Source organism: Streptomyces sp. NPDC094147 (assembly GCF_044764265.1).
GTDB lineage: Bacteria > Actinomycetota > Actinomycetes > Streptomycetales > Streptomycetaceae > Streptomyces.
This window is the reverse complement of record NZ_JBIWHT010000001.1, coordinates 255,774-274,031: the sequence shown is the minus strand read 5'-3', so window position 1 is coordinate 274,031 and position 18,258 is coordinate 255,774. Positions and strand designations below refer to the sequence as shown.

Below are 18,258 nucleotides of genomic sequence, written 5' to 3'. Positions count from 1 at the left end.
GCGAGGTAACCGCATGTCCAACGAGTTCTTCATTCCCGACCCCGAGGGTCAAGTCCCCAGCGCCGAGGGCTACTTCGGCGCCTTCGGCGGCAAGTTCATCCCCGAGGCGCTGGTCGCCGCGGTCGACGAGGTGGCCGTCGAGTACGAGAAGGCCAAGCACGACCCCGCCTTCGCCGCCGAGCTGGGCGACCTCATGGTCAACTACACCGGCCGGCCGAGCGCGCTGACCGAGGTGCCCCGGTTCGCCGAGCACGCGGGCGGCGCCCGGGTCTTCCTCAAGCGCGAGGACCTCAACCACACCGGCTCACACAAGATCAACAACGTCCTCGGCCAGGCGCTGCTCACCAAGCGCATGGGCAAGACGCGGGTCATCGCCGAGACCGGAGCCGGCCAGCACGGCGTCGCGACCGCCACCGCCTGCGCCCTGTTCGGCCTCGAATGCACCATCTACATGGGCGAGATCGACACCCAGCGCCAGGCGCTGAACGTCGCCCGCATGCGGATGCTCGGCGCCGAGGTCATCCCGGTCACCTCCGGCAGCCGCACCCTCAAGGACGCCATCAACGAGGCGTTCCGCGACTGGGTCGCCAACGTCGACCGCACCCACTACCTCTTCGGCACGGTCGCGGGACCGCACCCCTTCCCCGCGATGGTCCGCGACTTCCACCGCGTGATCGGCGTCGAGGCCCGCCGCCAGATCCTGGAGCGCGCCGGACGGCTGCCCGACGCGGCCGTGGCCTGCGTCGGCGGCGGCTCCAACGCGATCGGCCTGTTCCACGCCTTCATCCCGGACACCGGTGTACGCCTCATCGGCTGCGAGCCCGCCGGGCACGGCATCGAGACCGGCGAGCACGCGGCGACCCTGACCAAGGGCGAGCCCGGCATCCTGCACGGTTCCCGCAGTTACGTCCTCCAGGACGAGGAGGGCCAGATCACCGAGCCCTACTCGATCTCGGCGGGTCTGGACTACCCCGGCATCGGCCCGGAGCACTCCTACCTCAAGGACACCGGCCGCGGCGAGTACCGCGCGGTCACCGACGACGCCGCGATGCAGGCCCTGCGCCTGCTGTCGCGCACCGAGGGCATCATCCCGGCCATCGAGTCGGCGCACGCCCTCGCGGGCGCCCTCGACGTCGGCAAGGAGCTCGGCAAGGACGGACTGATCCTGATCAACCTGTCCGGGCGCGGCGACAAGGACATGGACACGGCGGCCCGCTACTTCGGCCTGTACGACACGGAGGACGCGAAGTGAGCGGGAACGTACAGCTCCTGAACGACACCCTCGCCAAGGCGAAGGCCGAGAACCGGGCCGCGCTGATCGCCTACCTCCCGGCCGGCTTCCCGACCGTCGACGGCGGCATCGAAGCGGTCAAGGCCGCCTTCGACGGCGGCGCCGACGTGGTCGAGGTCGGGCTCCCGCACAGCGACCCGGTGCTCGACGGCCCGGTCATCCAGACCGCCGACGACATCGCGCTCAAGGGCGGCGTGAAGATCGCCGACGTGCTGCGCACGGTCCGCGAGGCCCACGCGGCCACCGGCAGGGCCGTCCTGGTCATGACGTACTGGAACCCCATCGACCGCTACGGCGTCGAGCGCTTCACCGCCGAGCTGGCCGAGGCGGGCGGCGCCGGCTGCATCCTGCCCGACCTGCCGGTCGAGGAGGCCGGGGTGTGGCGCGAGCACGCCGAGAAGCACGGTCTCGGCACGGTCTTCGTGGTCGCGCCCAGCAGCAGGGACGAGCGCCTCGCCAAGATCACGGCGGCCGGTTCCGGCTTTGTGTACGCGGCCTCGCTGATGGGCGTCACGGGCACCCGCGAGTCGGTCGGCGCCTCGGCCGAGGACCTGGTGCGCAGGACCAGGGCCACCACCGAACTCCCGGTCTGCGTGGGCCTCGGCGTCTCCAACGCGGCCCAGGCCAAGGAGGTCGCGGCCTTCTCCGACGGCGTGATCGTCGGCTCGGCCTTCGTCAAGCGGATGCTGGACGCACCGGACGAGGCGGCGGGCCTGACCGCCGTACGGGAACTGGCGGCCGAGCTCGCCGAGGGCGTTCGCCGGGCTCGCTAGCGCGCCGATCACACAGATCGCCCGAACGGGTGGAACTGGGACCGGGGAGGCACGACCGTGCCTCCCCGGTTCGTTGCTGCGGGTGTGAGTGACAACCGTGATGCGAAGCGGGCCGCGCGAGACCGGCTCATCCAAGAACGCGAGCAGCAGAAGGCGGGCGAGCGGCGGCGGCGACAGCTGATCGTGGGCGGCGCCGTGGTGTGCGTGCTGGGCCTGGCCGCCGTGATCGGCGTGATCGCCGCCAACACCGGCGGCGACAGCGGCAAGAGCACCACCGCGAGACCGGCGGTGCCCCCGGCCGGGGCCGACGACAAGGAAAGCCTCGCCATCCCCGTGGGCGCCGCCGACGCACCGTCCACGCTCACGGTGTGGGAGGACTTCCGCTGCCCGGCCTGCGCGGCGTTCGAGAACGCTTTCCGGACCACCGTCCACGAGCTGGAGAACAGCGGCCAGCTCCGCGTCCAGTACCACCTGGCCACCCTCATCGACGGCAACATGGGCGGCAGCGGCTCGCTGCGCGCGGCCAACGCGGCGGGCTGCGCGCAGGACGCGGGCAAGTTCTCGGCGTACCACGACGTCCTCTACACCAACCAGCCGGAGGAGACGGACGACGCCTACGCCAAGAACGCCAGGCTGATCGAGCTGGCCGGGAAGGTCCCGGGCCTGGACACGCCCGCCTTCCGCTCCTGCGTCAACAACGGCACGCACGACAGCTGGGTCGTGAAGTCCAACGCTGCGTTCCAGGCGGGCAAGTTCAGCGGGACACCGACCGTGCAGCTCAACGGCGAGTCGGTCTTCCCGAAGAAGGGGAACGAGAACATCACCCCGGTCAACCTGAAGAAGTGGGTGACCGAGGCCAACAAGGGCAAGCAGCCGGGCAAGGCCACCCCCGCGGCCACGCCTCCGGCGTCCTGAGCACGCGGTCTCCCGTTACTCATAAGTTGCCGGGCGAGTTGCCGCTGCGCCCGCCCGGCACGGTAGCGTCGACCCTGCCATGACACTTGCCTTCATCCCCAGCCCGTCGACCGGGGTGCTCCACCTCGGACCGATCCCGCTGCGCGGCTACGCCTTCTGCATCATCATCGGTGTCTTCGTTGCCGTCTGGTACGGCAACAAGCGGTGGGTCGCCCGCGGCGGCCGCTCCGGCACCGTCGCCGACATCGCCGTCTGGGCCGTCCCCTTCGGGCTCGTCGGCGGTCGGCTCTACCACGTCATCACCGATTACCAGCTGTACTTCAGCGAGGGTGAGGACTGGGTCAACGCCTTCAAGATCTGGGAGGGCGGCCTCGGCATCTGGGGCGCGATCGCGCTCGGCGCGGTCGGCGCCTGGATCGGCTGCCGCCGCCGCGGCATCCCGCTGCCGGCCTGGGCCGACGCGCTGGCCCCCGGCATCGCCTTCGCCCAGGCCATCGGCCGCTGGGGCAACTGGTTCAACCAGGAGCTGTACGGCAAGCCGACGGACGTGCCGTGGGCGCTGAAGATCAGCGAGGGCCCGAACCGGATCGCGGGCACCTACCACCCGACCTTCCTGTACGAGTCGCTGTGGTGCGTGGGCGTGGCGTTCCTGGTCATCTGGGCCGACCGCCGCTTCAAGCTGGGCCACGGCCGGGCGTTCGCGCTGTACGTCGCCGCGTACTGCGTGGGCCGGTTCTGGATCGAGTACATGCGGGTGGACGAGGCCCACCACATCCTGGGTCTGCGCCTGAACGACTGGACGGCGGGCGGCGTCTTCCTGCTGGCGGTCGCCTACATCGTGATCTCGACGAAGCTCCGCCCCGGCCGCGAGGAGATCGTCGAGCCGGGCGCGCAGGAGGCGGAGGGCGAGGGCCCGGAGAAGACCGCCTCCGCCGAGCAGCCCGACTCCACCGAGCCGACCGGCGACACCGAGACCGACGCCAAGGCCGACTCGGCGCCGCGCCACCCGGAGCCAAAGGAAGCCTGAGGCTTCCGCGCCGGGCGGGGCAAATCCAGCCCTACCCGGCGATTGCCGGGCGGAGCAAACTCAGACCCTTACGGTGGGTGCCGGGCGGGGCAAAATCAGGCCTCTCCGGTGGGTGCCGGGCGGGCCGAAATCCAGCCCCTCATGGGGGTCCCCCCTGGACCTTTAGTCCTTGGGGGAGTTTGAGGAGCGGGGGTGCGGGGGCGGAGCCCCCGCGGTACCGGCCCCCCGCGCGACGCGGGGCAGTCAGCGACCCCCACGCCGCAACCTCACGCGTCGATCTCCGCCCGGTACGGCATGGACGTAGCCGCCCCCGGCCGCTGAACGGACAGCGCCGCCGCACCCGACGCCCAGGCCAGCGCGTCAGTCATCGGGCGGCCCTCGCCCAGCGCGACCGCCAGCGTGCCCACGAAGGTGTCGCCCGCCCCGGTCGTGTCCACGGCGGTGACCGGCGGGGCGAGCACGGCGACCGGTTCCCGCTGCGCCCTCGACGCGTACAGACAGCCCCGCGCGCCGAGCGTGATCACGACCTCGGGCACGGTGGCGAGGAGCGCCGCGGCGGCCCGCTCGGGGTCGCCCGAGATGCCGGTGAGGGCGGCCGCCTCGTGCTCGTTGGGCACCAACAGGTCGGTGGCGGCGAGGAGTTCGGCGGGCAGCGGCTGGGCGGGCGCGGGGGTCAGGATCGTACGGACGCCGTTGCGGCGGGCCGTTTCGGCGCCCGCGACGACGGCGCTCATCGGCAGCTCCAGCTGGAGCAGCAGGGACTGGGCTTCGGCGATCATCGCCCGGTCGGCGTGGCTGAGCGAGGTGACCGAACCGTTGGCGCCGGGGATGACGACGATCGCGTTCCCGCCGTCGCCGTCGACCACGATGTGGGCGGTGCCCGAGGGGCCCTCGGTGGTGCGGAGCAGATCGATGTCGACGCCGGCGCTGTCGAGCGCGGTGCGCAGCCGGTCGCCGAAGTCGTCCGTGCCGACCGCGCCGATCATCGACACCTCCGCCCCGGCGCGGGCGGCGGCGACGGCCTGGTTGGCGCCCTTGCCGCCGGGGGCGGTGCGGAACTCGTGCCCCGTGACGGTCTCGCCGCTGCGGGGCGCGGTGGTGACGTACGCGACGAGGTCCATGTTGGTGCTGCCGAGCACGGCGATGCGGGTCATGCGGGAATTGTCCACCCTGGGCGGCCGCTTCCGCGGGTGCCGGCGGCCCGGCGAGTTCACCGGGACCGCCCCGACGCCCCGGGCCGTGACTGAGCCCAGCCTCACTAAGTAAGGCCTTGCTTGCTGGCGCGGGCCTTACATCGAGCGTAATTTCAACTCTGTTGAGGGGCGCGGGACGCGAACGGTGCCCGCTGCTGAACGCAAGGGGATAGCTGTGTCCATCATCGATACCGAAGCGACGCTGCACGAGGCGCACCGCGACAACCACACCCACCGCGATGTCAACGGTGGCTGGCTGCGCCCGGCCGTGTTCGGCGCGATGGACGGTCTGGTCTCCAACCTCGCCCTCATGACCGGTGTCGCCGGTGGCGCGGTCGCGCAGCAGACCATCATCATCACCGGCCTCGCCGGACTCGCGGCCGGCGCCTTCTCGATGGCGGCTGGAGAGTACACCTCGGTCGCCTCGCAGCGTGAGCTCGTCCAGGCTGAACTCGACATCGAGCGGCGGGAGTTGCGCAGGCACCCGGCCGACGAGGAGCGCGAGCTCGCCGAGCTGTACATGTCCCGGGGCGTCGAGCCCGACCTCGCCCGCGAGGTCGCCCGCCAGCTCTCGCAGGACCCCGAGCAGGCGCTGGAGATCCACGCCCGCGAGGAGCTCGGCATCGACCCGTCCGATCTGCCCTCGCCCCTCGTGGCCGCCGTGTCGTCGTTCGCCTCCTTCGCGCTGGGCGCGCTGCTGCCCCTGCTGCCGTATCTGCTGGGCGCGACCGCGCTGTGGCCGGCGGTGCTGCTCGCGCTGGTGGGGCTGTTCGGCTGCGGTGCGGTGGTCGCCAAGGTGACGGCCCGCTCGTGGTGGTTCAGCGGGCTGCGCCAGCTGGTCCTCGGCGGTGCGGCGGCCGCGCTGACCTTCGGGCTCGGCGGCCTGTTCGGTGCGGCCATCGGCTGACGGACACCGCGGCACTTCACACGGGGCGGGGCCGATGGCCCCGCCCCGTGTGACGTACGTCCTGCGCGCTTTCCGGCTCCGCGCCGTAGGATGGCGGAGTATGCAACCGGCCACATAAATAACCATTACTCGGCGGTTTCGCGTCTTTTACCGCCGGGCATAGGCCGTACACACCCGAGAATCGCACCCTTGTGCGCCCCCGTGGGCAATGGAGCCCGCACCCCTGGGTGTCCGCATGCTGGAATGGTTCTATCCAGTTCCCGAGATGCGTTCCATCATGTAACCTGCACGAAATTTCGCAGAGGGCCAACGTCGTCCCTCGGCACTGCTTCCCCAAATTCTCGACTTCGCTCGAACAGGGGAGGCCCCAATGCCACGACGACGACGGGAGAGCCGATGCGTTCCGACGCCTGGTCGCCCATGGACGGTCGCCCCGCCCAGCAGGGGATGTACGACCCCCGTAACGAACACGACGCCTGCGGTGTCGGGTTCGTGGCCACCCTCACCGGTGTTGCCAGCCATGAGCTGGTCGAACAGGCGCTGACCGTACTGCGCAACCTCGAACACCGGGGTGCCACCGGCTCCGAGCCCGACTCCGGTGACGGCGCCGGCATCCTGCTCCAGGTCCCGGACGCGTTCCTCCGCGAGGTCACCGACTTCGAGCTGCCCGAGGCGGGCTCGTACGCCGTCGGTATCGGCTTCCTGCCCCTGGAGGAGACCGCCGAAGCCGTCTCGAAGATTGAGACGATCGCCGGCGAAGAAGGTCTCGCCGTGCTGGGCTGGCGCGAGGTTCCCGTCACGCCCGCACTGCTCGGCAACGGCGCCCGCGCCACCATGCCCGCCTTCCGCCAGCTGTTCGTCGGCGACGGCACCTCGTCCGGGATCGCGCTCGACCGCAAGGCCTTCGTGCTGCGCAAGCGCGCCGAGCGGGAGGCCGGTGTGTACTTCCCGTCGCTCTCCGCCCGGACCATCGTCTACAAGGGCATGCTGACCACGGGCCAGCTGGAGCCGTTCTTCCCGGACCTCTCCGACCGCCGCTGCGCCACCGCGGTCGCCCTCGTGCACTCGCGGTTCTCCACCAACACCTTCCCCAGCTGGCCGCTGGCCCACCCGTACCGCTTCGTCGCGCACAACGGCGAGATCAACACGGTCAAGGGCAACCGCAACTGGATGGTGGCCCGCGAGTCCCAGCTCGCCTCCGGCCTGTTCAACTCCGGCGCCGGCAAGCTGGAGCGGATCTTCCCGGTCTGTACGCCGGACGCCTCCGACTCCGCGTCCTTCGACGAGGTGCTCGAACTCCTCCACCTCGGCGGGCGCTCGCTGCCGCACTCGGTGCTGATGATGGTCCCCGAGGCGTGGGAGAACCACGAGTCGATGGACCCGGCACGCCGTGCCTTCTACCAGTTCCACGCCACGATGATGGAGCCCTGGGACGGCCCGGCCTGCATCACCTTCACCGACGGCACCCAGGTCGGCGCGGTCCTCGACCGCAACGGTCTGCGGCCGGGCAGGTACTGGGTGACGGATGACGGACTCGTGGTTCTCTCGTCCGAAGTCGGTGTTCTCGACATCGACCCCGCGAAGGTCGTCCGCAAGGGCCGCCTCCAGCCCGGCAGGATGTTCCTGGTCGACACCGCCGAGCACCGCATCATCGAGGACGACGAGATCAAGGCGGCCCTCGCCGCCGAGAACCCGTACAAGGAGTGGCTGGAAGCCGGCGGGATCGAGCTGGGCGACCTGCCCGAGCGTGAGCACATCGTGCACACCCACGCCTCGGTCACCCGCCGCCAGCAGACCTTCGGCTACACCGAGGAAGAGCTCCGCGTCATCCTCGCGCCGATGGCCCGCACTGCGGGCGAGCCGCTCGGCTCCATGGGCACGGACTCGCCGATCGCTGCGCTCTCCGAGCGCCCCCGGCTGCTCTTCGACTACTTCACCCAGCTGTTCGCGCAGGTCACCAACCCGCCGCTGGACGCGATCCGCGAAGAGCTGGTGACGAGCCTGCGCTCCACCCTCGGCCCGCAGGGCAACCTGCTTGAGCCCACCGCCGCGTCCTGCCGCAGCGTCACGCTCCCCTTCCCGGTCATCGACAACGATGAGCTGGCGAAGCTGATACACATCAACGCCGACGGCGACATGCCGGGCATGAAGGCCGTCACGCTCTCCGGTCTCTACCGGGTCTCCGGCGGCGGCGACGCGCTCGCCGCCCGCATCGACGCCATCTGCAAGGAGACCGACGCGGCGATCGAGGGCGGCGCCCGTCTGATCGTCCTGTCCGACCGGCACTCCGACGCCGAGCACGCGCCGATCCCCTCGCTGCTGCTCACCGCGGCCGTCCACCACCACCTCATCCGCACCAAGCAGCGCACCCAGGTGGGCCTGCTCGTCGAGGCCGGTGACGTCCGCGAGGTGCACCACGTCGCGCTGCTCATCGGCTACGGTGCCGCGGCGGTCAACCCGTACCTCGCGATGGAGTCCGTCGAGGACCTGGTCCGGGCCGGCACCTTCATCGAGGGCCTGGAGCCCGAGCAGGCCATCCGCAACCTGATCTACGCGCTCGGCAAGGGCGTCCTGAAGGTCATGTCCAAGATGGGCATCTCCACGGTCGCCTCCTACCGCGGCGCCCAGGTCTTCGAGGCCGTCGGCCTCGAAGAGTCCTTCGTGCAGAAGTACTTCATCGGTACGGCCACCAAGATCGGCGGCGCCGGTCTCGACGTCGTCGCCAAGGAGGTCGCCGCCCGGCACGCCAAGGCCTACCCCGCCTCCGGCGTCCCGTCCGCGCACCGCGCGCTGGAGATCGGCGGCGAGTACCAGTGGCGCCGCGAGGGCGAGCCGCACCTGTTCGACCCGGAGACGGTCTTCCGCCTCCAGCACGCCACGCGCACCAAGCGGTACGACATCTTCAAGAAGTACACGGACCGCGTGAACGAGCAGTCCGAGCGCCTGATGACGCTGCGCGGTCTGTTCGGCTTCAAGAGCGAGCGGGGCCCGGTCCCCATCGACGAGGTGGAGCCGGTCTCCGAGATCGTCAAGCGCTTCTCGACCGGCGCCATGTCGTACGGATCGATCTCGCGCGAGGCGCACGAGACGCTCGCCGTCGCCATGAACCAGCTGGGCGGCAAGTCCAACACCGGTGAGGGCGGCGAGGACGCGGACCGCCTGTACGACCCGGCGCGCCGCTCCGCCATCAAGCAGGTCGCCTCCGGCCGCTTCGGTGTGACGAGTGAGTACCTCGTCAACGCGGACGACATCCAGATCAAGATGGCGCAGGGCGCCAAGCCCGGCGAGGGCGGGCAGCTGCCCGGCCACAAGGTCTACCCGTGGGTCGCCAAGACCCGGCACTCCACCCCGGGTGTCGGCCTCATCTCGCCGCCGCCGCACCACGACATCTACTCCATCGAGGACCTGGCTCAGCTGATCCACGACCTCAAGAACGCCAACCCGGCCGCCCGCATCCACGTGAAGCTGGTGTCCGAGGTCGGCGTGGGCACGGTCGCCGCGGGTGTCTCCAAGGCGCACGCGGATGTCGTCCTGATCTCCGGCCACGACGGCGGTACCGGCGCCTCCCCGCTGACGAGCCTCAAGCACGCCGGTGGACCCTGGGAGCTGGGCCTCGCCGAGACCCAGCAGACGCTGCTGCTCAACGGCCTGCGCGACCGCATCGTCGTGCAGACCGACGGCCAGCTGAAGACCGGTCGCGACGTGATCATCGCGGCGCTGCTCGGCGCCGAGGAGTTCGGTTTCGCGACCGCGCCGCTCGTCGTCTCCGGCTGCGTCATGATGCGCGTCTGCCACCTGGACACCTGCCCGGTCGGCATCGCCACCCAGAACCCGGTGCTGCGCGACCGCTTCTCGGGCAAGCCCGAATTCGTGGTGAACTTCTTCGAGTTCATCGCCGAGGAGGTCCGCGAGATCCTGGCCGAGCTCGGCTTCCGTACGATCGAGGAGGCCGTCGGCCACGCCGAACTCCTCGACACCGACCGGGCCGTGACGCACTGGAAGGCCCAGGGCCTCGACCTGAAGCCGCTCTTCTACGTCCCCGAACTGCCCGAGGGCGCCGTGCGCCACGCGGTGATCGCGCAGGACCACGGCCTGTCGAAGGCGCTCGACAACGAGCTCATCAAGCTCGCCTCCGACGCCCTGGAGGCCGAGTCCGCCGAGGCCGCCCAGCCGGTCCGGGCCCAGATCGCGATCCGGAACATCAACCGGACCGTCGGCACCATGCTCGGCCACGAGGTGACCCGGAAGTTCGGCGGTGCGGGCCTGCCCGACGACACCATCGACATCACCTTCACCGGTTCGGCCGGCCAGTCCTTCGGCGCCTTCCTCCCCAGCGGCGTGACGCTGCGCCTGGAGGGCGACGCCAACGACTACGTCGGCAAGGGCCTCTCCGGCGGCCGCGTCATCGTCCGCCCGGACCGGGGCGCCGACCACCTCGCCGAGTACTCGACCATCGCGGGCAACACCATCGCGTACGGCGCGACCGGCGGCGAGCTGTTCCTGCGGGGACGGACCGGCGAGCGGTTCTGCGTCCGCAACTCCGGGGCGACGGTCGTCTCGGAGGGCGTGGGCGACCACGGCTGCGAGTACATGACCGGCGGCCACGCGGTGGTGCTTGGCGAGACCGGCCGCAACTTCGCTGCGGGCATGTCCGGCGGCATCGCCTACGTGATCGACCTCGACCGGGACAACGTCAACTCCGGGAACCTGAACGCCGTCGAGGCCCTGAGCGACACCGACAGGCAGTGGCTGCACGACGTCGTGCGCCGCCACTTCGAGGAGACCGGCTCGACCGTCGCCGAGAAGCTGCTCGCCGACTGGTCCGTGCACGTGGACCGCTTCAGCAAGATCATCCCGACCACGTACAAGGCAGTGCTCGCCGCCAAGGACGCCGCTGAGCTCGCCGGTCTCTCCGAGCAGGAGACCACCGAGAAGATGATGGAGGCGGCGACCAATGGCTGACCCCAAGGGCTTCCTGACCACCGGGCGCGAGGTCGCCACGACCCGCCCGGTGGGCGAGCGCCTCAAGGACTGGAACGAGGTCTACGTTCCCGGTTCGCTGCTGCCGATCATCAGCAAGCAGGCCGGGCGCTGCATGGACTGCGGCATCCCGTTCTGCCACAACGGCTGTCCGCTGGGCAACCTCATCCCCGAGTGGAACGACTACGCCTACCGCGAGGACTGGCAGGCCGCCTCCGAGCGCCTGCACGCCACGAACAACTTCCCCGAATTCACCGGGCGGTTGTGCCCGGCTCCCTGTGAGTCGGCGTGCGTGCTCGGCATCAACCAGCCCGCCGTCACGATCAAGAACGTCGAAGTCTCGATCATCGACAAGGCGTGGGACACGGGCGACGTCAGGCCCCAGGCGCCCGAGCGCCTCTCGGGCAAGACCGTCGCGGTCATCGGCTCGGGCCCGGCGGGCCTGGCCGCCGCCCAGCAGCTGACCCGGGCCGGACACACGGTCGCCGTGTACGAGCGCGCCGACCGCATCGGCGGTCTGCTCCGCTACGGCATCCCCGAGTTCAAGATGGAGAAGGTGCACATCAACCGCCGCATCGAGCAGATGCGCGCGGAGGGCACCAAGTTCCGCACCGAGGTCGAGATCGGCCGCGACATCGACGCCGCGAAGCTGCGCAAGCGGTACGACGCCGTGGTCATCGCCGCGGGCGCCACCGTCTCCCGCGACCTGCCGGTCCCGGGCCGCGAGCTGAACGGCATCCACTTCGCGATGGAGTACCTGCCGCTCGCCAACAAGGTCCAGGAGGGCGACTTCGTGGCCCCGCCCATCACGGCGGCGGGCAAGCACGTGGTCGTGATCGGCGGCGGCGACACCGGCGCGGACTGCGTGGGCACCGCCCACCGCCAGGGCGCGGCCTCGGTCACCCAGCTGGAGATCATGCCGAAGCCGGGCGACGAGCGTTCGGCGGGCCAGCCCTGGCCGACCTTCCCGATGCTCTACAAGGTCACCTCCGCGCACGAGGAGGGCGGCGAGCGGGTCTACTCCGTCTCCACCACCCACTTCGAGGGCGACGAGGACGGCAACGTCCAGTTCCTGCACCTCGTCGAGGTCGAGTTCGTCGACGGCAGGCTGACCCAGAAGCCGGGCACCGAGCGGAAGATCCCCGCCCAGCTGGTCACCCTCGCCATGGGCTTCACCGGCACCGACCAGTCCAACGGCCTCGTCCAGCAGTTCGGCCTGGAACTGGACGAGCGCGGCAACGTGGCCCGCGACGCGGACTTCGCGACCAACGTCGACGGCGTGTTCGTCGCCGGTGACGCGGGCCGCGGCCAGTCCCTGATCGTGTGGGCGATCGCCGAGGGCCGCTCGGCCGCCCGCGGCGTCGACCGCTACCTGACGGGCGCGAGCGACCTGCCCGCCCCGATCCGCCCGACGGACCGGGCCCTGACGGTCTGAGGTCCGCTCCCCACAGACGTCCCGTACAACGAGGTACGGAACTGAGCACGGCGCCTGCCCAACTGTCCCCGACCGGACGACAGGGCGGGCGCCGCGCGCGTTCCGGCCCGGCCGCGGGCCACCCCCGCCCGCTCTATTGACTAAAAGTCAAATCCGCTCCACTCTCGGGACGAGCCGCCGTCCGCCACCGGGAGGTCCCGTGAGCAACGAAGCGCTGTCGCAGTTGAGTACGGAGCTGGGGGCGGCGCCCCCGGCCGGATTCGCCGAGCTGACGGAGGGTCAACTCGCCTTGCTCTGCGGCGCCTTGCGCGCGGAGCGCGAGGCGCGGGCCGCCGGGCTCGAAGAGGCCGCCGAAGAGGCGCTGGGGCTCGTGCCCGCCATCGCCCGCGGTCCCGTCCGCCGCATCCTCTTCAAGTGAGCCGGGTGATCCAGATGGACAAGCTCCGCAACCGCGCCGAGACCCAGAAGATCGCCGCGCTGCTCGGCGCGGACCCCGGCCGCCTCGCCTTCCTCGACGACCTGCCCGCCGACGACGTACGCACCCTGCGCGAGCAGGCCGTCGCCGCGCTGTTCGACGGTACGCCCGACATGCTCGACCGGATCGCCAAGGCCACCAAGCTGGTCCCGGCCGGCGTCGCCGCCGCCATCTCGCAGAAAGCCCTCGGGCCGCGCCTCGCCGCCGCCGTCGCGGGCAAGCTGGAACCCGCGCGGGCCGCCGACATCATCGAGAAGCTCCCGGTGTCGTTCACCGCCGAGTCCTGCGCGCACCTGGACCCGCGGCGCATCGCCGGGATCGTGGACCGCCTGGACGAGAACCTGCTGGTACGGATCTCGGTCGCCCTCGCCGAACGCGGCGACCACCTCACCATGGGCCGTTTCGTCGGCCATCTGCGCGACTCGGCGCTGACCCGCATCCTGCCCCAGGTCGCCGACGCCGTCGTCCTGAAGACCGGCTTCGCCATCGACAGGCCCCAACGCCTGGGCAGGATCATCGAGTTGATGGGTGAGGAGCGCCTCGCCGAAGTCGTCGCCTCGGCCGCCGACGGGCTGTGGCCCGAGGCGCTCGCCGTCGCCGCGATGGTGCCCGGGGAGCAGCGCGGACAGATCGCCGCGCTCGCCGCCCGGCAGCCCGAGGACCGGCTCGACTCGCTGGTGCGGACGGTCGCCGAGCAGGACCTGTGGGAGTCGCTGCTCCCGCTGGTGGCGCTGCTCGGCGAGGAGGACCGCCGGGCCGTCGCCGTACTGCCGTCCCTCGCGGATCCATCCGTGCTCACCGGGATCGTGCCCGCGGTCGTGGCGACCGCGCTGTGGGCGGAGTTCCTGCCGCTGGCCGAGCTGCTGCCCGAGGAGTCCCGCAAGGTCGTCGCCGACGCGGCGGGCGCCCTCGCGGACGAGGACCTGGACGCGCTGGCCCGCGAGGTCGACAAGCAGAACCTGTGGGAACCGGTCATGCCGCTGGTCGAGTTGATGGACGACGCCGCCAAGGAGCGGGTTTTCGCCCTGCCCGCCTTCCAGGACCAGGTGGGGTAGCGGCCGCGGCGGCCCGGTGGCGTAACCTCACCACTCCACCGGCCGCTACGGAAGGGATCGTACGGTGAGGATGCTGCGGGCCGCCGACAGGACGGCCGTGCCGTGGAAGAACGGCGGCGGTGTGACACGGGGCGTCGCCGCCCACCCCGAAGGCGCCGGGACCGCCGACTTCGAATGGCGGGTGAGCCTCGCCGAGGTCGGCGCGGACGGCCCCTTCTCCGGCTTTCCCGGTGTGGACCGGATCCTGACGCTGGTCGAGGGCGCCGGAATGGACCTCACCGTCGCCGGTCAACGGCGGCTGGTGGACGAGCCGTTCGCGCCCCAGGGCTTTGCGGGCGACGCCCCCACCGAGTGCCGTCTGCTGGCCGGGCCCGTCGTCAACTTCAACGTGATGTACCGCCGGGGGCGCCCCGCGCCGTCGGTCGCCGTGGTGCGGGGCGCCCTGACGGTCGCCGGGCCCGCGCTGGTCGTCGCACTCGACGCGCCCGCACAGGTCGACGGCGTCACCCTCGACCGGTACGACGCGGTCCTGACCGACGAGGGCGGTGCGACCGTACGGGCCGAGGGGCGCGCCGCAGTCGTCACGCTGCCGCGGTAGGGAGACGGCACGCCGAGGGGCAATCAGGACAGAATCTGTCCGGTATCTGGGGTTTGCTGGAGCCATGGCATCCAACGAGACAGCGCGCACAGCGGTCGGCTGGTCGGGCTTCCGCGGCGCGGAGCCGCGGTTCGCCGAGGCCGTCGAGGCGCGGTTCAAGCAGTACAAGCACCACGTCCTCGCGACCCTCCGCAAGGACGGCTCGCCCCGGGTGACCGGCCTGGAGGTGGAGTTCCGGGACGGCGAGCTGTGGCTCGGCATGATGCCGAACTCGATGAAGGCGCTCGACCTGCGCCGCGATCCGCGCTTCGCCGTCCAGGCGAACCCCGGCCCGGACGCCGAGATGGCCGACGGCGACGTACGCGTCAGCGGGCGCGCCGTGGAGGTCACCGACCCCGCGGTGCTGGCGCGGTTCGCCTCCCAGGTGGAGCCGCCCGAACCCTTCCACCTCTTCCGCGCCGAGCTGACCGAAGTCGTCCGCACCGGCGTCGAGAACGGCGAACTGGTCGTACGGGCCTGGCGGCCCGGCGCCGCCCTGCGCACCCTCAGGCGCGGCAACGGCGACGAGGGAGTCCGCGAGGACGCCTGAGCCCCCGGCGCCCAAGGAGCGGCGAGCTCAGCCTGCCAGCACCTCCGCCCGGCACTCGCCGGGCGACCCCCACGTCTCCCGCAGCGCCCGCGCCTTGCGCAGCCACAGCGACAGGTCGAGCTCGTCGGTGTAGCCCACCGCGCCGTGCAGTTGCAGTGCGGTGCGGGCGGCGGCGTACGCGGCCTCTCCCGCCGTCACCTTCGCCGCGGCGACATCGCGCGGAGCGAGCGACAGCGCCGCCCCGTAGAGCAGCGGCCGCGCGAACTCCACCGCGACCAGCGTGTCCGCGAGCCGGTGCTTGACCGCCTGGAAGGAACCGATCGGCGTACCGAACTGGGTGCGCTGCTTGACGTAGGCCACCGTCCGGTGCAGCAGTGCCTCGGCGACCCCGAGGCACTGCCCGGCCGCCGCAAGCCGCGCCCACCGGGTGGCATGCGTGACGGCATCCCCCAACTGCGGCACCGCTACGAGGAGTTCACCGCCCCGCGAGGGCCGGGACAGCCGCCGGGCCGGGTCGAGGGAGGGCTGGACGGGCCCGTGTCCCGGGGCGAGCCGCACCTCCTGGCCGCTGACGGCCAGCACCGCGTCCGACGCGTCCGCGTCGAGCGCGTACGGGCCCCGGCCCGGGAACAGGACGCTCGCCGCGCACTCGCCCGCGACGATCCCGGGCAGCAGCCGCTTGGCCGGGCCGCTCTCGCCCAGCTGCGCGAGCCGGGCGAGCAGGGCCGTCGCGGCCACCGTCTCGACCAGCGGTCCCGGCACCGCGTGGCGCCCCAACTCCACGAGGGCGACGGCCAGTTCGACGGGCAGTGGCCCGACGCCCTCGTACGCCTCGGGCGCGGCAAGCGCGAACACCCCGGCCCCGGCGAGGCGGGACCACAGGGCGCGGCCGGGCCCGGCGTTCCCAGCACCCCACTCCCGTACCACCGAAGGCGTGCCGGCGGCGGTCAGCATCGCGTCCAGGGAGCGCGCGAAGTCGAGCTGTTCCGCATCGAGCAGGAACCTCATCAGCGCCGGCCCTTCGGGAGGCCGAGCAGCCGCTCGGCGATGATGTCGCGCTGGATCTCGTTCGTACCGGCGTAGATCGGACCGGCGAGTGAGAAGACGTAGTTCTCGGCCCAACTGCCGTGCTGCGGCGCCTCGTCGGCCTCGTCGGACAGTTCGCCGTACGGGCCGAGGAGGTCGAGCGCGGTCTCGTGCAGGGCGATGTCGTAGTGCGACCAGAACACCTTGTTGAGGCTGGACTCGGCGCCGATCGACTCGCCCGCCGCGAAGCGGGAGGCGTTGGCGCAGGTGAAGAGCTGGTAGGCGCGCGCCCCGATCACCGCGTCCGCGACCCGGTCCCGCAGCGCCGTGTCGGCCGGATCGCCACTCGCGCGCCACAGGTCCACGAGGCGCTCTGCGGCGGCGAGGAAGCGGCCGGGGGAGCGCAGCATCAGGCCCCGCTCGTTGCCGGTGGTCGACATGGCGATCCGCCAGCCCGCCCCGGGCTCGCCGATCACGTCCTCGTCCGGTACGAACACCTCGTCCAGGAAGAGCTCCGCGAAGGCCGGTTTGCCGTCGAGGCGCCCGATGGGCCGGACCGTCACCCCGGGCGCCCGCAGGTCGAACATGAGGTAGGTCAGGCCCTGATGGGGTGGGGCCGCGTCCGGATCGGTACGGAAGATGCCGAAGGCGCGGTCGGCGAACGCGGCCCGTGAGGACCAGGTCTTCTGCCCCGAGAGCAGCCAGCCCCCTCGGGTGCGCACGGCCGTGGACCTGAGCGAGGCGAGATCGGAACCGGCCTCCGGCTCCGACCAGGCCTGCGCCCAGATCGTCGCGCCGCTCGCCATGTCCGGCAGGATCCGCGCCCGCTGCTCGGGCGTCCCGTGGTCGAAGAGGGTGGGCGCGAGCAGATTGACGCCGTTCTGCGCGACGCGGCCGGGGGCGCCCGCCGCGAAGTACTCCTCCTCGAAGACCAGCCACCTGAAGATGTCGACGCCCCGGCCCCCGTACTCCCTCGGCCACGACACGACCGACCAGCGGTCCGCGGACAGCTCTGCCTCCCATGCGCGGTGGGCGGCGAAACCGGCCTCGGTCTCCAGAGAGGGGAGCGGGGCGGCGGGGACGTGCGCGGCGAGCCAGTCCCGCGCCTCGGCCCGGAAGGCCTCCTGGTCGGGGGTGGGGTCCAGGTCCATGGTTGCGGTGCACCATCCTTCCCTAACAAGTGTTTGGTAGGTTAGCGTGGCGCCGTGACGGACAACAAGGCTCGGTACGTGCCGGGACACCGGCTGCTCGACGGCCGCACCGCCGTCGTCACGGCGGCGGCCGGCGCCGGAATCGGCGGCGCCACCGCCCGCAGGTTCCTGGAGGAGGGCGCCCGGATCGTCATCGGCGACGCGCACGCGCGCCGCCTGAAGGAGACCGAGCAGGCCCTCGCCGGGGAGTTCGGCCCGCACAACATCGCCTCCCTGCCGTGCGACGTGACCGACGAACAACAGGTCGCCGCCCTCTTCGCGCTCGCCGCACGCGAACACGGCGGACTCGACATCGTCGTCAACAACGCGGGCCTCGGCGGCACTTGCCCCCTCGTCGACATGACCGACGAGCAGTGGTCCAAGGTCCTCGACGTGACCCTGAACGGCACCTTCCGCTGTACCCGGGCGGCCCTGCGCGCCTTCCAGGACTCCGGCCGCACCGGCGTGATCGTCAACAACGCCTCCGTCGTCGGCTGGCGCGCCCAGGCCGGCCAGGCCCACTACGCGGCGGCCAAGGCGGGCGTCATGGCGCTCACCCGGTGCGCGGCCGTCGAGGCGGCCGGCTTCGGGGTCCGGGTCAACGCGGTCGCGCCGTCCCTCGCCATGCACCCCCACCTGGTGAAGGTCACCTCCGCCGAACTGCTCGAAGAGCTCACCGCCCGTGAGGCGTTCGGCCGGTACGCCGAGCCCTGGGAGGTCGCCAACGTCATCGTCTTCCTGGCCAGCGGCTACGCCTCGTACCTGACCGGCGAGGTGGTCTCCGTCAGCAGCCAGCACCCCTGA

At 71.6% G+C, this 18,258-nt stretch carries 15 protein-coding genes; 12 read left to right on the top strand and 3 right to left on the bottom strand.

From position 1 onward, the window contains the following. The first annotated feature begins 13 nt into the window (after window positions 1–13). The 4 genes from trpB (at window position 14) to lgt (ending at window position 4,006) form a co-directional block, all read left to right on the top strand. On the top strand, window positions 14–1,252 hold the full coding sequence (gene trpB / locus ACIQ8J_RS01255) for a tryptophan synthase subunit beta (RefSeq protein WP_403263601.1): 1,239 nt from the start codon (window positions 14–16) through the stop codon (window positions 1,250–1,252). Further along, complete coding sequence (gene trpA / locus ACIQ8J_RS01250; protein WP_403263600.1) at window positions 1,249–2,064, top strand: tryptophan synthase subunit alpha; 816 nt, start codon at window positions 1,249–1,251, stop codon at window positions 2,062–2,064. The genes trpB and trpA overlap by 4 nt, the downstream gene beginning before the upstream one ends. A gap of 84 nt (window positions 2,065–2,148) precedes the next feature. Beyond that, a complete protein-coding gene (locus tag ACIQ8J_RS01245) occupies window positions 2,149–2,979 on the top strand; it encodes a DsbA family protein (RefSeq protein WP_403263598.1) in 831 nt (276 codons plus the stop codon). Window positions 2,980–3,058: 79 nt separating this feature from the next. Then, window positions 3,059–4,006, top strand: a complete 948-nt coding sequence (gene lgt, locus ACIQ8J_RS01240; protein WP_403263596.1) for a prolipoprotein diacylglyceryl transferase — start codon at window positions 3,059–3,061, stop codon at window positions 4,004–4,006. A gap of 266 nt (window positions 4,007–4,272) precedes the next feature. Here lgt and rbsK read toward each other — a convergent pair whose 3' ends face one another. Then, entirely contained in the window at window positions 4,273–5,160 is an 888-nt protein-coding gene (gene rbsK, locus ACIQ8J_RS01235) for a ribokinase (protein ID WP_403263594.1), read from the bottom strand. 214 nt (window positions 5,161–5,374) lie between these two features. Here rbsK and ACIQ8J_RS01230 point away from each other — a divergent pair, with 214 nt between their 5' ends. The 7 genes from ACIQ8J_RS01230 (at window position 5,375) to ACIQ8J_RS01200 (ending at window position 15,238) form a co-directional block, all read left to right on the top strand. Next, window positions 5,375–6,106, top strand: a complete 732-nt coding sequence (locus ACIQ8J_RS01230; RefSeq protein ID WP_403263593.1) for a VIT1/CCC1 transporter family protein — start codon at window positions 5,375–5,377, stop codon at window positions 6,104–6,106. A gap of 396 nt (window positions 6,107–6,502) precedes the next feature. Further along, window positions 6,503–11,068, top strand: a complete 4,566-nt coding sequence (gltB, locus tag ACIQ8J_RS01225) for a glutamate synthase large subunit (protein WP_403263591.1) — start codon at window positions 6,503–6,505, stop codon at window positions 11,066–11,068. Then, on the top strand, window positions 11,061–12,521 hold the full coding sequence (locus ACIQ8J_RS01220; protein ID WP_403263589.1) for a glutamate synthase subunit beta: 1,461 nt from the start codon (window positions 11,061–11,063) through the stop codon (window positions 12,519–12,521). Before gltB ends, ACIQ8J_RS01220 begins: the two co-directional genes overlap by 8 nt. Before the next feature lie 199 nt (window positions 12,522–12,720). Beyond that, the gene (locus ACIQ8J_RS01215) at window positions 12,721–12,939 is read left to right on the top strand and encodes a hypothetical protein (RefSeq protein WP_403263588.1); all 219 of its coding nucleotides are present in this window, start codon (window positions 12,721–12,723) and stop codon (window positions 12,937–12,939) included. Beyond that, window positions 12,936–14,051 carry a hypothetical protein gene (locus ACIQ8J_RS01210; protein ID WP_403263586.1) on the top strand — a complete coding sequence of 372 codons (1,116 nt, stop codon included), beginning with the start codon at window positions 12,936–12,938 and terminating at the stop codon, window positions 14,049–14,051. The genes ACIQ8J_RS01215 and ACIQ8J_RS01210 overlap by 4 nt, the downstream gene beginning before the upstream one ends. A gap of 70 nt (window positions 14,052–14,121) precedes the next feature. After that, window positions 14,122–14,649 (top strand): HutD family protein, encoded by a 528-nt coding sequence (locus ACIQ8J_RS01205; protein WP_403265150.1) that lies wholly within the window; start codon window positions 14,122–14,124, stop codon window positions 14,647–14,649. 64 nt (window positions 14,650–14,713) lie between these two features. Continuing rightward, window positions 14,714–15,238, top strand: coding sequence for a pyridoxamine 5'-phosphate oxidase family protein (locus tag ACIQ8J_RS01200; RefSeq protein WP_403263584.1), 525 nt, complete (start codon window positions 14,714–14,716; stop codon window positions 15,236–15,238). 27 nt (window positions 15,239–15,265) lie between these two features. Here ACIQ8J_RS01200 and ACIQ8J_RS01195 read toward each other — a convergent pair whose 3' ends face one another. Then, window positions 15,266–16,246 (bottom strand): acyl-CoA dehydrogenase family protein, encoded by a 981-nt coding sequence (locus tag ACIQ8J_RS01195; protein WP_403263581.1) that lies wholly within the window; start codon window positions 16,244–16,246, stop codon window positions 15,266–15,268. Then, window positions 16,246–17,415 (bottom strand): acyl-CoA dehydrogenase family protein, encoded by a 1,170-nt coding sequence (locus ACIQ8J_RS01190; protein WP_403263579.1) that lies wholly within the window; start codon window positions 17,413–17,415, stop codon window positions 16,246–16,248. The genes ACIQ8J_RS01195 and ACIQ8J_RS01190 overlap by 1 nt, the downstream gene beginning before the upstream one ends. A 54-nt stretch (window positions 17,416–17,469) precedes the next feature. Between ACIQ8J_RS01190 and ACIQ8J_RS01185 the strand changes: the two genes are divergently transcribed. Then, window positions 17,470–18,258 (top strand): SDR family oxidoreductase, encoded by a 789-nt coding sequence (locus tag ACIQ8J_RS01185; protein WP_403263577.1) that lies wholly within the window; start codon window positions 17,470–17,472, stop codon window positions 18,256–18,258.

Coding starts and splice junctions, on each gene's coding strand:
- trpB (WP_403263601.1), top strand. CDS start 14: ATGTCCAACGAGTTCTTCATTCCCGACCCCGAGGGTCAAGTCCCCAGC.
- lgt (WP_403263596.1), top strand. CDS start 3,059: ATGACACTTGCCTTCATCCCCAGCCCGTCGACCGGGGTGCTCCACCTC.
- rbsK (WP_403263594.1), bottom strand. CDS start 5,160: ATGACCCGCATCGCCGTGCTCGGCAGCACCAACATGGACCTCGTCGCG.
- gltB (WP_403263591.1), top strand. CDS start 6,503: ATGCGTTCCGACGCCTGGTCGCCCATGGACGGTCGCCCCGCCCAGCAG.
- ACIQ8J_RS01220 (WP_403263589.1), top strand. CDS start 11,061: ATGGCTGACCCCAAGGGCTTCCTGACCACCGGGCGCGAGGTCGCCACG.
- ACIQ8J_RS01205 (WP_403265150.1), top strand. CDS start 14,122: ATGCTGCGGGCCGCCGACAGGACGGCCGTGCCGTGGAAGAACGGCGGC.
- ACIQ8J_RS01200 (WP_403263584.1), top strand. CDS start 14,714: ATGGCATCCAACGAGACAGCGCGCACAGCGGTCGGCTGGTCGGGCTTC.
- ACIQ8J_RS01195 (WP_403263581.1), bottom strand. CDS start 16,246: ATGAGGTTCCTGCTCGATGCGGAACAGCTCGACTTCGCGCGCTCCCTG.
- ACIQ8J_RS01190 (WP_403263579.1), bottom strand. CDS start 17,415: ATGGACCTGGACCCCACCCCCGACCAGGAGGCCTTCCGGGCCGAGGCG.